Source organism: uncultured Thalassolituus sp. (genome assembly GCF_950066645.1).
Lineage (GTDB): Bacteria > Pseudomonadota > Gammaproteobacteria > Pseudomonadales > Oceanobacteraceae > Thalassolituus.
Window position 1 is genome coordinate 1 of sequence record NZ_CATMFB010000020.1, and the last position, 14,740, is coordinate 14,740.

The 14,740-nt window shown below is 53.5% G+C and carries 14 protein-coding genes; 2 read left to right on the forward strand and 12 right to left on the reverse strand.

What is annotated here, in order from left to right:
* Positions 1–55: 55 nt before the first annotated feature.
* From pheT to Q1L85_RS15360, 7 genes are all read right to left on the reverse strand, one after another.
* Positions 56–2,431, reverse strand: coding sequence for a phenylalanine--tRNA ligase subunit beta (gene pheT / locus Q1L85_RS15330; RefSeq protein ID WP_300433558.1), 2,376 nt, complete (start codon positions 2,429–2,431; stop codon positions 56–58).
* A 25-nt stretch (positions 2,432–2,456) separates the two neighbouring features.
* Positions 2,457–3,461: a phenylalanine--tRNA ligase subunit alpha gene (gene pheS / locus Q1L85_RS15335; RefSeq protein ID WP_300426397.1), complete on the reverse strand. Its 1,005-nt coding sequence runs from the start codon at positions 3,459–3,461 to the stop codon at positions 2,457–2,459.
* Between the two features lie 139 nt (positions 3,462–3,600).
* Positions 3,601–3,954: a 50S ribosomal protein L20 gene (gene rplT / locus Q1L85_RS15340; RefSeq protein WP_230331460.1), complete on the reverse strand. Its 354-nt coding sequence runs from the start codon at positions 3,952–3,954 to the stop codon at positions 3,601–3,603.
* Between the two features lie 24 nt (positions 3,955–3,978).
* A complete protein-coding gene (rpmI, locus tag Q1L85_RS15345) occupies positions 3,979–4,173 on the reverse strand; it encodes a 50S ribosomal protein L35 (protein ID WP_300426394.1) in 195 nt (64 codons plus the stop codon).
* A gap of 151 nt (positions 4,174–4,324) precedes the next feature.
* Positions 4,325–4,864, reverse strand: a complete 540-nt coding sequence (gene infC / locus Q1L85_RS15350) for a translation initiation factor IF-3 (RefSeq protein ID WP_370292694.1) — start codon at positions 4,862–4,864, stop codon at positions 4,325–4,327.
* A 2-nt stretch (positions 4,865–4,866) separates the two neighbouring features.
* Positions 4,867–6,798 (reverse strand): threonine--tRNA ligase, encoded by a 1,932-nt coding sequence (thrS, locus tag Q1L85_RS15355; protein WP_300426392.1) that lies wholly within the window; start codon positions 6,796–6,798, stop codon positions 4,867–4,869.
* A 101-nt stretch (positions 6,799–6,899) separates the two neighbouring features.
* Complete coding sequence (locus Q1L85_RS15360; protein ID WP_300433559.1) at positions 6,900–7,916, reverse strand: AraC family transcriptional regulator; 1,017 nt, start codon at positions 7,914–7,916, stop codon at positions 6,900–6,902.
* Positions 7,917–8,018: 102 nt separating this feature from the next.
* Between Q1L85_RS15360 and Q1L85_RS15365 the strand changes: the two genes are divergently transcribed.
* Positions 8,019–8,900: a sterol desaturase family protein gene (locus Q1L85_RS15365; RefSeq protein WP_300426388.1), complete on the forward strand. Its 882-nt coding sequence runs from the start codon at positions 8,019–8,021 to the stop codon at positions 8,898–8,900.
* 92 nt (positions 8,901–8,992) lie between these two features.
* Positions 8,993–10,261, forward strand: coding sequence for a glycerophosphodiester phosphodiesterase family protein (locus tag Q1L85_RS15370; RefSeq protein ID WP_300426387.1), 1,269 nt, complete (start codon positions 8,993–8,995; stop codon positions 10,259–10,261).
* Between the two features lie 47 nt (positions 10,262–10,308).
* Here the strand turns inward: Q1L85_RS15370 and Q1L85_RS15375 are convergent, their stop codons facing one another.
* From Q1L85_RS15375 to Q1L85_RS15395, 5 genes are read right to left on the reverse strand one after another with little or no spacing between them, the layout of a single operon-like run.
* Positions 10,309–10,866, reverse strand: a complete 558-nt coding sequence (locus Q1L85_RS15375; RefSeq protein ID WP_300426386.1) for a DJ-1 family glyoxalase III — start codon at positions 10,864–10,866, stop codon at positions 10,309–10,311.
* A complete protein-coding gene (locus Q1L85_RS15380; protein ID WP_300426384.1) occupies positions 10,863–11,702 on the reverse strand; it encodes a DMT family transporter in 840 nt (279 codons plus the stop codon). Before Q1L85_RS15380 ends, Q1L85_RS15375 begins: the two co-directional genes overlap by 4 nt.
* Positions 11,703–11,716: 14 nt before the next feature.
* The gene (locus Q1L85_RS15385) at positions 11,717–13,204 is read right to left on the reverse strand and encodes a hypothetical protein (protein ID WP_300426383.1); all 1,488 of its coding nucleotides are present in this window, start codon (positions 13,202–13,204) and stop codon (positions 11,717–11,719) included.
* Entirely contained in the window at positions 13,194–13,877 is a 684-nt protein-coding gene (locus Q1L85_RS15390; RefSeq protein ID WP_300426382.1) for an ATP-binding cassette domain-containing protein, read from the reverse strand. Before Q1L85_RS15390 ends, Q1L85_RS15385 begins: the two co-directional genes overlap by 11 nt.
* A gap of 5 nt (positions 13,878–13,882) precedes the next feature.
* Positions 13,883–14,740: a putative selenate ABC transporter substrate-binding protein gene (locus Q1L85_RS15395; RefSeq protein WP_300426381.1), complete on the reverse strand. Its 858-nt coding sequence runs from the start codon at positions 14,738–14,740 to the stop codon at positions 13,883–13,885.

Consider the following 14,740-nt stretch of genomic DNA (forward strand, 5'->3'; position numbering starts at 1 on the left):
ACCAAGATCTTCGAACAGTTTTTCTGCCAATTCTGCTTTGGTCAGGGCGGTCATGTTAACCCCTTAACGTTGCTCCTGTACTTTCAGAGAGTTGAGCGAGTACCGCATTCACGGAATCGTTCACTTCTTCATCAGTCAGAGTGCGTGAAGGATGTTGCCACGTCAAGCCCAAAGCGAGACTTTTTCTATCCGGATCAATGCCTTTGCCCACATATACGTCAAAAAGGTTGAGCTTTTTGAGGTACTCGCCCGCCGCAGAGCGGATGGCATCGAACACCTGATCTACCTGGACCGACTGATCAACAACCAGTGCCAGATCACGACGCATTTCCGGGAATTTCGACAGTTCGCCGAACGTCGGAACCGCGATATCACGAACGGCGTCCAGATCCATCTCAGCGACCAGAAGCGTTTGCTTGATGCCCAGGGCTTTCTGAGTGCTCGGATGAAGGGCACCAATCCAACCGATTGGCTGACCATTTTTCAGAATACGGGCACTCTGACCAGGATGCAGAGCAGGATGCTGAGCCACTTCAAAGCGGTATGCCGACGCCTGACCACCACGGGCAAACAGTGCTTCTACATCCCCTTTCAGGTCAAAGAAGTCGGCTGCGGATTCGTTTTCAGTCCATGACTGCGGCAGACGGTTACCACAGATCAGCATTGCCAGAGTCGGAATCTGCTGCAGACCATCGTCGGATGGAATGAAACGTAATCCCGTCTCGAACAGACGTACGCGCGGTTGCTGACGCTTGAGGTTGTAGTCGGCTGCCGTTACCAGCCCTGCCCACAGGGTCGTGCGCATGACCGACATATCCGCTGAAATCGGGTTCAGCAGCGCCAGAGCCTCACGCTCAGGGTCCAGTGCTTTCTGTACTGAAGGCTCAACAAAGCTATAAGTGATAGCTTCCTGATACCCTCGGGCAATCAGCTGGCGACGCAGATCGCGCAAAGGCAGGCGTGATTCCGGAGCCTTAGCGAGCGGCGTTGCGGCTGCTGGTGTACGCACAGGCAGACGGTTATAACCGTAAATCCGTGCGAGTTCTTCGATCAGATCAGCTTCAATCGCCATGTCGAACCGGTAACCAGGAGCAATGGCTTTCCAGCCTCCCTCTACCGTTTCAACCTGCATACCCAGACGAACCAGAATGTCTTCTACCTCGGCATCCGGAAGCGTCAGGCTCAGAATCTGTTCAATGCGACTCTTACGAAGGGTGATCGTCGCAGCCTGCGGCAGGTCCTGCTCGCTGGTCACTTCGCTGACCGGGCCAGGCTGGCCACCACAGATATCAATCACCAGCTGAGTGGCACGTTCCATCGCGGTGCGCGCCAGGTTGTAATCAACGCCGCGTTCAAAACGGTGAGACGAATCGGTGTGCAGACCATAATTACGGGCACGGCCGGCGATGGCGATCGGATTGAAGAACGCTGCTTCAAGGAGCAGGTCCTGCGTGTCACCGCTGACGCCTGAGAATTCGCCGCCCATGACACCTGCAAGCGCAAGTGGCTTTTCGTGGTCAGCAATCAGCAGCGTGTCTGCGTTGAGTTCGATTTCCTGACCATCGAGCAATGTCAGCTTCTCGCCCTGCTCCGCCATACGGACACGGATACCACCCTGCACGCATTTGAGGTCGAAGGCATGCATTGGCTGACCAAGCTCAAGCAGGACGTAGTTGGTGATATCGACGACGGGGTCGATACTACGGATACCACTGCGACGCAGCTTTTCAACCATCCACAAAGGAGTCTCGGCATTCACCTTCACTCCGCGGACAACACGGCCGAGGTAACGAGGACATGCCTGTGGCGCTGCCACTTCGATGGAAGGAGCGTCTGAAATCACAGGCGCCACGGCCTGAATATCCGGACCAGAAACAGCCACCTTAGATAGCACACCCACTTCGCGAGCCAGGCCGGCAATGCTTAGGCAATCTGCACGGTTTGGCGTCAGATCGACCTCTACCACAGTATCGTCAAGGTTGAGATATTCACGGAAATCCGTACCGACTGGCGCAGAATCCGGCAGTTCCATCAGCCCGTCAGAGCTGTCAGCCATACCAAGTTCTGCCTCGGCACACAGCATCCCGAAAGACTCCACGCCACGCAGCTTCGCTTTCTTGATTTTAAAGCCGCCCGGAAGCTCGGCACCGATTTTGGCAAACGGAATTTTCAGGCCTTCACGTACATTGGCAGCGCCACATACAATCTGAAAACTCTCAGTACCATCAGTCACCTGACAAAGGCTGAGCTTGTCGGCATCCGGGTGCTGTTCACGGCTTACGACCTGACCCACAACAACGCCGGAAAATTCACCTGCGACGGGCTCTGCGCCGTCGACTTCAAGGCCTGCCAGCGTAAGCTGATCGACCAGTTCCTGAGTAGTAATCTCAGGCTGTACCCATTGGCGTAACCACTGTTCGCTGAATTTCATAATCTGTTTACCTTAGCGCTGAGATTTACTTGAACTGCTGCAGGAAACGCAGGTCATTTTCGAAGAACAGACGCAGGTCGTTCACCCCATAACGCAGCATCGCCAGACGCTCCACACCCATGCCAAACGCGAAGCCGGTGTATTCGTCCGGATCAATGTTCACGTGTTTGAACACTTCCGGGTGGACCATGCCGCAACCACCGACCTCAAGCCAGCGGCGCTTGGTGCCTTCCGGCGTTTCAATCACCCACTCAATATCGATCTCAGCAGACGGCTCGGTAAACGGAAAGTAAGACGGGCGCAGGCGGACGACCAGGTCACGCTCAAAGAACACGCTCAGAAACTCCTGAATAGTGCCTTTCAGATCCGCAAAGCTGATGCCCTTGTCGACCAGCAGGCCTTCAACCTGATGAAACATGGGTGAATGAGTCTGATCGTAATCGCAACGGTACACACGGCCCGGGCAGATAATGCGGATCGGCGGTTGCTGAGCTTCCATCGTACGCACCTGCACTGGTGACGTGTGGGTACGCAGCAGCGTCGATGCATCAAAATAAAAGGTGTCGTGCATCGCACGCGCCGGGTGATGAGACGGAATATTCAACGCCTCAAAGTTGTGGAAATCGTCTTCGATTTCCGGCCCTTCTGCGACCTGATAACCAGCGTTCGCAAAGAAAGACTCAATACGTTCCAGGGTACGGGTAACAGGGTGCAGACTGCCTTCCTGTACGGCGCGCCCCGGCAGGGTCACATCGATGGTTTCTGACGCCAGCTTGGCGTTCAGAGCGTCGGTCTCCAGCGCGGTTTTACGCGCATTCAGAGCCGTCTGAACCTGGTCACGGGCTTCGTTAATTACCGCGCCGACTTTCGGGCGGTCTTCCGGTGCGACATTACCAAGGTTCTTCATCAGGGCGGAAATTTCGCCCTTTTTCCCCAGGTACTGTACGCGTACCTGATCCAGTGCAGCGACATCGCCCGCGGCGGCCACTGCGGCCAGCGCCTGTTGCGTCAGGGCCTCTAGGTTTTCCATCGTTGTGATCCGTAAATTCATTCGGTTTCAGCAAAAAAATAGGGGAGGTCTTCCGAAGAAAGCCACTCCCCTATTCCCTGATAATCAGCCGGAGCTGATTATCGGTTCTGGTCACCCCTCAGTGAGAGGTGCAGTGAAATCACAGGCTGGACTTGGCTTTTTCAACCAGAGCCGCAAATGCTGCTTTTTCGTTCACTGCCAGATCAGCCAGTACCTTACGGTCAATTTCAACAGCGGCTTTTTTCAGGCCGTTGATGAACTTGCTGTAAGACAGGCCGTTGATGCGAGCACCAGCGTTGATACGCGCGATCCACAGCTGACGGAACTGACGCTTACGCTGACGACGGTCACGGTAAGCATACTGACCAGCTTTAATAACTGCCTGCTTAGCTACACGGAATACACGGCTACGAGCACCGTAATAACCTTTAGCCTGCTTCAGAATTTTTTTGTGACGACGACGAGCGATCACACCACGTTTTACACGAGCCATAATTTATCTCCTGAAACAATCCAATCAAAGGTTAGGAAGCATACGCAGAACGAGCTTCTTGTCTGCAGCGTGCAGCTGAGACATACCACGCAGGTGGCGCTTACGCTTTGTGCTCTTCTTGGTCAGGATGTGGCTGCGGAAAGCATTACGGTGTTTGAAGCCGTTCGCAGTCTTTTTGAAGCGCTTAGCTGCGCCACTCTTAGTTTTGATTTTTGGCATTTTGATACTCCGAAAGTGATGGAACGTACAGAAACTAAGACCCTGTACAATTCCTGCCGTATTAACAGCAGCCATTCTGGCTACTGCAGCGTCTGGCAGAACGCAGAGACCCCGACATACATCGGGGCCTCTGTTTCATTTGAGAACCAGACTACTTCTTTTTGCCGGGCCCGATCACCATCACCATCTGGCGGCCTTCCATCTTCGGACGCTGTTCAACAGTGCCGAGATCAGTCAGGTCCGCTTCGAGGCGGTTCATCAGGTCCATACCAATATTCTGGTGGGCCATTTCACGACCGCGGAAACGCAGTGTGATCTTGGCTTTATCTCCACCCTCCAGGAAGCGACGCAGGTTACGCAGTTTGATCTGGTAATCCCCTTCTTCAGTGCCCGGACGGAATTTAACTTCCTTAATCTGGACCTGGTGCTGTCGCTTCTTGGCTTCGGCCTTCTGCTTCTTCTCTTCGTAAAGCTTCTTACCGAAATCCATGATCTTGCAGACGATCGGATCGCCGTCTGAGATCTGTACCAGATCCAGCTCAGCTTCTCCTGCGGCTTCAAGTGCTTCTGCCAGTGAGACGACGCCTACTTGCTCGCCATCTGCGCCTATCAAACGAACCTCGTTTGCACGAATCTGGTCGTTGATGGCGGCTCTGTTGTCGCGGCCGCCTCGTTTATTATCGCGTCTGATGATCAGTTCTCCATTCCAAACCGACCGCGCTGCGAAATGCCTTCATTCAGAAGCTGCTTGAATGCTTCCAGGCTCATGGTACCAAGGTCTTCACCTTTCCGTGTACGCACAGCAACGGTGTTTGTTTCTTTCTCTTTATCCCCTACCACAAGCAGGTATGGGACCTTCTGTAAAGTATGCTCGCGGATTTTAAAGCCGATCTTCTCGTTTCTCAAGTCCGCAGCGGCCCGGAATCCTTCAGATTTCAGGTTTTTCGCCAGTTCTTCGCAATATTCGCCCTGAGAATCGGTAATATTGAGCACTGACACCTGCTGAGGAGCCAACCATGGCGGCATTGCACCAGCATAGTGCTCGATCAGAATCCCGACGAAGCGCTCGAAGGAACCAAGGATAGCACGGTGCAGCATCACAGGCGTTTTACGCTCGCCGTCTTCGTCAACGAACTGGGCGCCCAGGCGCTCTGGCAGCATGAAGTCGAGCTGAATCGTACCGCACTGCCATACACGGCCAATGCAGTCACGCAGAGAGAACTCGATCTTAGGACCGTAGAACGCGCCTTCACCCGGCTGCAGTTCCCAGTCGAGACCCGCATCGTTCAGAGCATCTTCAAGTGCCGCTTCTGCTTCATCCCACAGAGACTCTTCACCAATACGCCCCTCCGGACGGGTAGACAGCTTCATTTCTACCGCATCAAAGCCGAAGTCTTTGTAGACATCCAAAGTCAGCTTGATGAAGTCAGAGGCTTCCTGACGGATCTGATTCTTGGCGCAGAAGATGTGCGCGTCATCCTGGGTAAACCCACGTACACGCATAATGCCGTGCAGCGCACCGGATGGCTCGTTACGGTGACAGCAACCAAACTCTGCCAGACGCAGCGGCAGGTCACGGTAGGACTTCAGCCCCTGATTAAACACCTGAATATGACATGGGCAGTTCATCGGCTTAACCGCGTAGCTGCGCTTCTCAGATTCGGTGGTGAACATGGCGTCTGAGTAGTGTTCCCAGTGACCTGACTTCTCCCACAGAGTGCGGTCTACCACCTGCGGTGTCTTGATCTCGCTGTAGCCGGCATCGTTCTGAACTTTACGCATGTACTGCTCGAGTACCTGATAAATAGTCCAGCCGTTTGGATGCCAGAACACCATGCCCGGCGCTTCTTCCTGCAAGTGGAACAGATCCAGCTGCTTAGCCAGTTTACGGTGGTCACGCTTTTCAGCTTCTTCCAGGCGCTGCAGATACGCCTTCATTTCTTTCTTGTCGTTCCACGCAGTACCGTAGATACGCTGCAGCTGAGCGTTCTGTGAGTCACCGCGCCAGTAGGCACCGGACACACGCTGCAGCTTGAAGATACGCATGACACGGGTGTTTGGTACGTGCGGGCCACGACACATATCCGTGTATTCTTCGTGGTGGTACAGACCTACCGCTGTCTCACCCTTCTCGATCAGGTCGTCGATCAGCTCAACTTTGTAGTCTTCACCACGCCCCACAAATACTTCGCGTGCTTCCTGAATCGGAGTCATCTTCTTGATAACTTCGTAATCTTTCTTGATCAGCTCTTTAACGCGCTTCTCAATGGCTTCGACGTCTTCTGGTGTAAATGGGCGATCGTAATCGATGTCGTAATAGAAGCCGTTTTCAATGACAGGACCAATGGCCATCTTCGCTGTTGGGTACAGCTGTTTCACCGCGTGGCCCACAAGGTGAGCAAACGAGTGTCGGATAACTTCCAGGCCTTCTTCATCGCGACCAGTGATCAGAGAGATTTCAGCGTCTTCAGTGATCAGTTCACAGGCATCAACCAGCTCACCATTGATACGACCACACACAGTCGCTTTGGCAAGGCCCGGGCCGATATCTTCAGCCACTTGCATCAGGGTTACGGGTTGATCGAACTCGCGTTTGGAGCCATCAGGAAGGGTAATAACAGGCATAGCAGATCCTTGTCAGTGGTGGCCCCCACGACAGGCCACGTGAATAAAAAAGAGCACGTACTCTACAGGCCGTAAATAGGCATGTAAACCGCCATAAGAGCTCAATGTCCATGGCGTCTCTGCCATTCTCCCGGTGGTACTCCCATGGAGGCTTTGAAGGCCCGGTTAAAAGCGGCCTGCTCGGAATACCCCAACAGCAAGGCGACCTCACTCAGGGTCAGATGGCGCTCGCGCAGATAGGACTGCGCTAACTCCATCCGGACGGCGGTCTGCAGTGACCGGAAAGAAACCCCACAGCTACTCAGACGGCGCAACAGAGTACGCTCTGACATCGCCAGCGCCTTTGCCACTTCCTGCTGACTGCCACCGCCCCGCGGCAGCGCCTCCACCAGGATTCGCCTGACCGTGGCCAGGACACCGCTCTCATCAGGGAGGCTGTGCAGTGCCTGATCCGCCGCTTGCTGTAATCGTTGCGCAGCGCTCTCATCAGGAGACAGAGGCAACATCAGATAGGAAGCTTCAAACCAGAGCGCGTTGTTGGTGGCCCCGCTCTTTAACTCACCTCCGACGTGGTTCAGATAGGCTTGCCGATCAGGAAGATCCTGCCAGATGATATCTGTACGCCTGAGCATCAGATCTGATCGCCGGGTCATGCGGCGCAGAAACGTCACCAGTCCGCCATGAATGACCTCATCGGAATATCGGCTTGAACCACCATACTGACTATCCCAGATGATGCCGGCGAGGCCGTCACGGATCTCAATCCGCGCGCCAGGGCCCTCATACAGAAGGCGCTGATATCGCTCGAAATGCTGAAAGGCCTCAAGCACTGTCCCGGAAGACAGTGCCAGATAGCCGATGACCCCGAGATGTTCTGGCGCCACTCTTCTGGCCAGCTCGACCGCGACCGGCTGACCGGCAAAGTGCATCTGAAGTTCATCCAGCCAGCGCCACCACTCGGCAAACGTCAGGCGCCGGGCCTGCCCTACAAGCCTCAACCGCTGTGCCAGCAGCGAACCATCAGCGCCCTGCTCACTCAGAAAATCAAGCAAGAGAGAGATGAGATCTCCACTGACGGAGAGGGCCGCCAGACGATCATCACGTTCCGGAATCATCATGTTGTCTGAAAATATCAAAACATTGTCTTAAAACATCAATATATCAGATACCGCACGGGCTAGTCTGTCAGGGTGTCACTAACCGGATAGAGGATGACCACTATGGAAGATATCTTGCGGGCAATCGCTTTTATTGCTCTTTTTTCAGGCGTATTCATCGGTGCTATGGTCGTCGAGAATCTCTGGGCCCGAAGTCGCGGCAGACTGAACGTCTACCGGTTCCCTGAAACCATCACCAATATTGTTACGGGAGCCTCGTACAAAATTGTCGACGGGATCGCCATCGCGCTCTTCATTCAGGTGTTTTACGACTGGGTGTATCAATACGGCTTCCAGTGGAACCCTGACGTTAGTGTGGTCAGCATCATCGCGCTGGTGCTGTTTATTGATCTGTGCATGTATGCCGCGCATTTTCTGATGCACAAAATACGCTGGTTCTGGAATGCGCACGTCACCCATCACAGCTCTGAACACATGAACCTCTCGACCGCATTACGCCAGAACTTCACTTATGCTTTTTCTGGCACCTGGATACTCTGGTGGATTCCTGCGGCACTGATCGGTTTCGATAAAACCTGGACACTCATCGCCATTGAAGCGAACCTTGTTTATCAGTTTTTTCTTCATACAGAACAGGTGCGGACTCTCGGCTGGGCAGAGAAAATATTCAACACGCCGTCTCATCACCGCGTGCATCACGGCAGCAACACCGCCCAGATCGACAAAAACTTCGGCGGAATCCTGATCATCTGGGACAAACTGTTTGGCACCTTTCAGGCAGAAGAAACCGCTGGCGAAATTATTTATGGGGTAAAACGTATGCCGACCAACCCTAACAACCCATGGCATGCTCAGGTTTACGACTGGCAGAATATGTTCAGAGATCTGAAAACCTATCGCGACCCGAGAATTCTCTGGAAACATCCGGACTGGGTAACAGAAAAATATGGCGAGCAACGCCACAACACTGAAAAGGCAACATGACACGAGACCGTCACGCAAAAGTTGCGAAACTGCAACTCAGACTATTTAGCCTGAACCTCCCTATGCCAACCCAACTGCTATGGAGGTTACTCGTGAAATCCCTGATAACTTATGCGTTCGCTTCACTGATGCTGATCGCAGGCTGCGCTACCCAGGCCAGCCCTGACCATCATAAACACGGCCAGGGCTTTTCAAAACTGTTTGGAAAGCTCACCGAAACACAGCTTGGCCCCCGACCATTTTTCCTCGTTGCAGACATGGACGAAGGCCCTCTTAAAGAAACACTGGAATCGTGTGAAAGCGGCCCGTTTTTCAAGAGCAAGTTTTCTATAGGTCACCGCGGCGCGGCCATGCAGTTTCCAGAGCACACAAAAGAGTCTTACGAAGCGGCAGCCAGAATGGGCGCCGGTATCGTTGAATGTGACGTGACCTTTACCAAAGATCGCGAACTCGTTTGCCGTCATTCCCAGTGTGATCTGCACACCACGACTAACATCCTGGCGACACCACTGGCAGAAAAGTGCTCGGTAGCTCCTGAGTTTGACAGCGAAGGGAAGCTCGTCAATGCGCGTGATATCCGTTGCTGTACCAGTGATATTTCACTGGCAGAATTTAAGTCTTTGCAGGGCAAAATGGACGCTGCAGATACCAGTGCTACCAGCATTGAAGAATACATGAATGCGACACCTGACTGGCGCACCGATCTCTACTCCACCAAAGGGACGCTTCTCACTCATGCCGAAAGTATTCAACTGCTCAACGACCTCGGTGTTGATTTCACGCCTGAGCTGAAATCTCCGTCAGTCGACATGCCTTATGAGGGGGATTACACGCAGGCGATGTACGCGCAGCAGATGATTGATGAGTACCGTGAAGCAGGCATCCATCCTCGTCGCGTATGGCCGCAATCGTTTAATTACGAAGACGTAATTTACTGGGTAGAAAACACCCGCTTCGGACGTCAGGCCGTGTATCTGGATGGCGTGTATGACGTGAACGTATCGCTGGCAACAATGCAGCAATGGCGCGCAGAAGGTGTACGCGTCCTGGCCCCACCACTATGGATGCTGGTTGAAGCCGATGCAGAAGGGAATATCGTACCTTCACAGTACGCCATAAATGCCAAAGAAGCTGGCCTGAAACTGATTGCCTGGTCACTCGAGCGCTCGGGTCTTATCAGCCAGCGTAACGACTGGTACTACACCGGCCTTAATGGTGAGACCGGTATGCCTGACGTAATCGACAACGAAGGTGACGTTATGAACCTCCTGCACGTTCTTGCACAGGACGTCGGTGTGATAGGTGTGTTCTCTGACTGGCCGGCCACAACGACATACTATGCAAACTGCATGGGGCTCTGAAATTCAATCACACAATTAAAAAATCCAGCGCAATGGCGCTGGATTTTTTACACCAATAAACCATCCGCGACGTCATGAGCTACTTCCTCTCCGGCAAGCTCATTCACTAAAGCCAGGGCAAAGATCATCGCAGTCCCGGGTCCCTGACTGGTGATAAAGTGCCCGTCCTTTACCAACGCGTCATCACAGATTACGGCTCCGTCTGCGTCCAGCTTTTCACGAAAACCCGGATATGCTGTCGCCTTGCGTCCATTGAGTAAACCGTGGGCCGACAGAACGACCTGTGGTGCCGCACAGATTGCACCGATACAACGTTCAGCGTCGTTCTGACTCTGCAGTATTTCAACCAGAGTGATGGTATCGGAAAGATGCGCAGCGCCGGGCATACCACCCGGACAGATCACAGCGTCCCAACGTTCATTCACACACTCGTCGATCAGGCGGTCGGCTGTGATCCGCACTCCGCGGGAGCAGATCACTTCGCGGGCGGACATGACAGACGCAACGATGACGTCCAGGCGAGCGCGTCGGAGAATATCAATAATCGTGACGGCTTCGAGTTCTTCCGTACCATCGGCAACGGCGACCAGTACCTTTTTATTCATAATGACAACTCCGGTTGAAGAATAACGGGGATACCCGTCAGAATCACAAGACACCAAAGAATCTGAGCACGACTTACCTGCTCATTAAATATCAGAGCCCCTGCCAACAGAGCGCCAATAATACCGATACTGCGTTTGACGGTTTCGATCACGCCGGCATCCAGGTCTGCCAAAGCCTGCCACTGAAAGACAACCGCGCCTACAAAAATCAACAACGCAGGAATCACCCGGATCACACGCCCCGTCAATCTCGCCTGCAGGCCAGTCGTGACAGCAAACAGCATGAGAATCACCGAACCGGCCAAAGTCTGCACCAGGCCATGAAAAAAAGGGCCACTGTGAGCTAACGCCTGCTTATCAAACACGATACCCAGCCCCCAGCCAAAACACACCAGCAGCATCAGAATAAATGGTTTTCCTCTGACGTGATGCAGCCCGCCCTGCGCTCCTATGATGGCGACAATCGTGACCAGCATCGCCAGCCATTGCAGAAGTGTCATCGACTCGTTAAGTATGACCCCTGCAGCCAGCGTAGAAATAACGGGCGTTAATGCAAGCACCGGTATGACCCTGGCAATATCACCAAGTTTCAGTGCGGTAATAAATCCAAGCGCAGCAATCGCTGCAAGCACAGCAGCGATAAAGGAAGGTACCCAGTAATCCGCAGGAGCAACCCCCTCTGAGCTGAAGAACCACGCAGTCGCATAAAGAGGAATGGCTCCCACATTGAATGCCAGAGTCAGAGCCAGCGGGCTTTCAGAGGATGCCAGTGTTTTCCGGGCCAGATCAAACAGCGTCCAGCACAGGGCAGACGCAAACAGAAATATAAGAGCCATAGGGTCAGCCTACCTTACATAAGCGGTGTGCGCAGCCCCGACCTTCTGCGTAGCCGACGGGAGAGGCTGTCGATGATGATATTCAGCACCGCCGCCATCACAATCAGAAAGAAGGCTTTATCAAAGCGGATTTCTTCAAACGCCGAATCGACATAGAAGCCCAGCGTTGCGATACCGAGCACGCCCATCATGGCGCTTTCGCGCATGATCACTTCCCAGCGGTAAAACAGCAGCGCCAGAAATGCTGGATAACGTTGCGGAAGATCCTGATAGAAGAATCGCATCGCACCTGTTGGTGAATCCGGACGCTGAACCCTAGCGGCATCTTCGCTGTTGTTGGCCAACAGGAAGGCAATCAGACCGCCATTGTGAATACCCAGCGCCAGAATCGCCGGCAAGGCCGACGGACCGAAAATCAACATAAATACATAGGCCAGCATCAGCTCAGGCACCGACCGCAGTACCAGCAGCTTAAAGCGCCCCATCGGTCGGAAGCCGCCCACCAGCCAGCGACTCGCAAACGGGTAATACATAAGCGCCAGCAGCCCGCTCAATACCAGCGCTGCCTGCGTCACGGCCAATGTCTGCCACAACGCGGGCCAGACGTCTGACATAAAAACATTGCCGTACCACTGCCCTGTGGCGATTAAATCACCCCGCTGCAGAGCCTTTGGCCATAAATCCTCAGTGATAAATTGCCAGAAAAAGCTGGCATTTACCGGTGGCATTTCTGGTAACACCCAGATCGCAGCGGCAATAAATAACGGAATCAACTTAGGTCGCAGCCACAAGCGCACACTGCCAATCAGCAACAGAAACACCCAGAGCACAGCCGCGGCTTCGCTGTACTGACCCTGTTTGAACGCGGTTTCCAGATGAAAACCTAGCGTGGGCAAGCCGATAAAGCCGAGGATTGCGCTGGAGCGCAAGGCGCACTCAAAGCGATAACGCACGTACGAAATAAGTTCTGGCCAGGCCTTGGGAATCAACCCATACACATAACGGCTGATACGCGGTGCATTACCAAACGTCTGTACGGTTTGTGGTGATTGCTGATGCAGAATATCCGCAAAAACTTTGGTAAAAATTCCAGTAAAAGGGATCAGGATCGCCAGTAACCCGGTCGTCGCACTTAAGCCCCAGACCTGCATAAACAGCAGCCCCCAGAAGACTTCGTGCACAGAACGGATGGATGCCGCAAAGACCCGCACGATGCGCCAATGAAACCACATCGCCAGAAATAACCCTAAAACAGCTGAGCCCGCCACAGCCAACAAAGCAAAGGCGACTGTGTGACCAAGGGCTAACGCAAGCTCGGGAATGTCCGGCCAATACGGAGTAATTAATCCCAGACCAATACGGCCCAGCTCCTGCCAGGGGTCTGGCCGGTAGAAATGAATATCTGCAATAAACAGCGAAATAATAGCGACAACGATAAAGCCGCCGCTTAAACGGGCTAAGCGAGAAGCTGTTGAAACTTCACTGGCCAGTTCAGCGCGCATTATCGACCGCTTGAACAGACGGCCCACCGGAGTAGATCGAAGAAACCTGATCCAGAGTGACCGTATCCGCAGGCCAGTCGCCGACAATCCGCCCGTGCTGTAACGCAATAAGCCGGGTGAAATGCTTAAGCGCCAGTTCCGGGCTGTGAATCGCCACGACGGCTGTGTCATGTTCTCCCAGAACTAAACTCAACAGTTCATCACCCTGCGCCGGGTCAAGCGATGACACAGGTTCATCACCGAAAAATACCGGCTGTTTTCTGTAGAGCGCCCTGCCCAATGCCACACGCTGACGCTGACCACCCGAAAGTTTATCCGGCGAGGTTTTCAGCTTCTCTCCGATACCTAAGGCTTCTGCAATCATCGACACTTCACGACGACGATCCGCCCACGGCCGGATTAAATTCAGCAGGTTATAAATATTGCCATGGCGACTGAGTGCGCCCATGTAGATGTTCTGATACACCGACAGAATATCGACCAGAGCACTGTCCTGCGGGCAAAGCGCAATGTCTGCTGGACTCTGCTCCCACAAAAGCGAGAGCAGTGACGATTTACCGGCCCCTGACGGGCCGATAAGAGCAACTTTCTCACCGGCTGCGATATTGACACTGATATCGTGCAATACCCGCTGTTTGCCGTGATCCAGCGATGCGTGAGAAAGTTCAAACACGAAAATTACTCGCCCAGCAGGCCGATGGCTTCACCGGTTGCCTTAATAGGCGCGTAATCGTCGTTGCTGGCTGGTACAAAGCTTTCACGCGGGAAGCTCGCCAGCAGGTCTTTGTCTTTCATATTCAGCAGAGCGTCGGTGACTTTCTGAGTAAAACCTTCGCCATAACGGGCATCAACATCGCCACGGATCGTCCACTGATAATCCGGGTACGTCGGCGTGGTCCAGATGACTTTTACTTTCTCAGGGTCAGTCGAGCCCTCTGCGACGCGGTTATCGTAAACGCTGTAGTTCACCGCGCCCACTTCAAAGGCACCGCTTTCAACCTGAGTGACAGTACGGCTGTGATCGCCCGAAAAACCAACACGCGCGAATACGTCTTCTGGCGCGCCCATGTTTTCACGGATATGAAATTCCGGCATCAGACGGCCAGAGGTCGAACCTTTGGAACCAAAAGTAAAGGTCTTACCTTTAATGCCCTGCGGGAATTCTTCAGACGCTTCCAGGCCGGTCGATACGTTCGCAATAATGTAAGTTTTAAAGAACTGGTCTTCGTAACCCTGAGCAATCGCGGTAGAACCCGGCACTAATTCACGCGCCTGCACACCTGACAGACCACCAAACCACGCCAGCTGAACCTGATCATTACGGAATGCCGTGATCGCCGCAGGGTACGACTTCACAGGAATGTATTTAACGTCGACACCCAACTCCGCTGCCAGATAGTCTGCAACCTTACCAAAGCGCTCATTCAGGCGGCTTTCATCTTCATCAGGGATCGCAGTGAAGGTAAAAGTTTCTGCCAGTGCACTTGTTGCCAGTAAGGTCATCAGACCACCCAGCATCCATTGTCGGATTTTCAT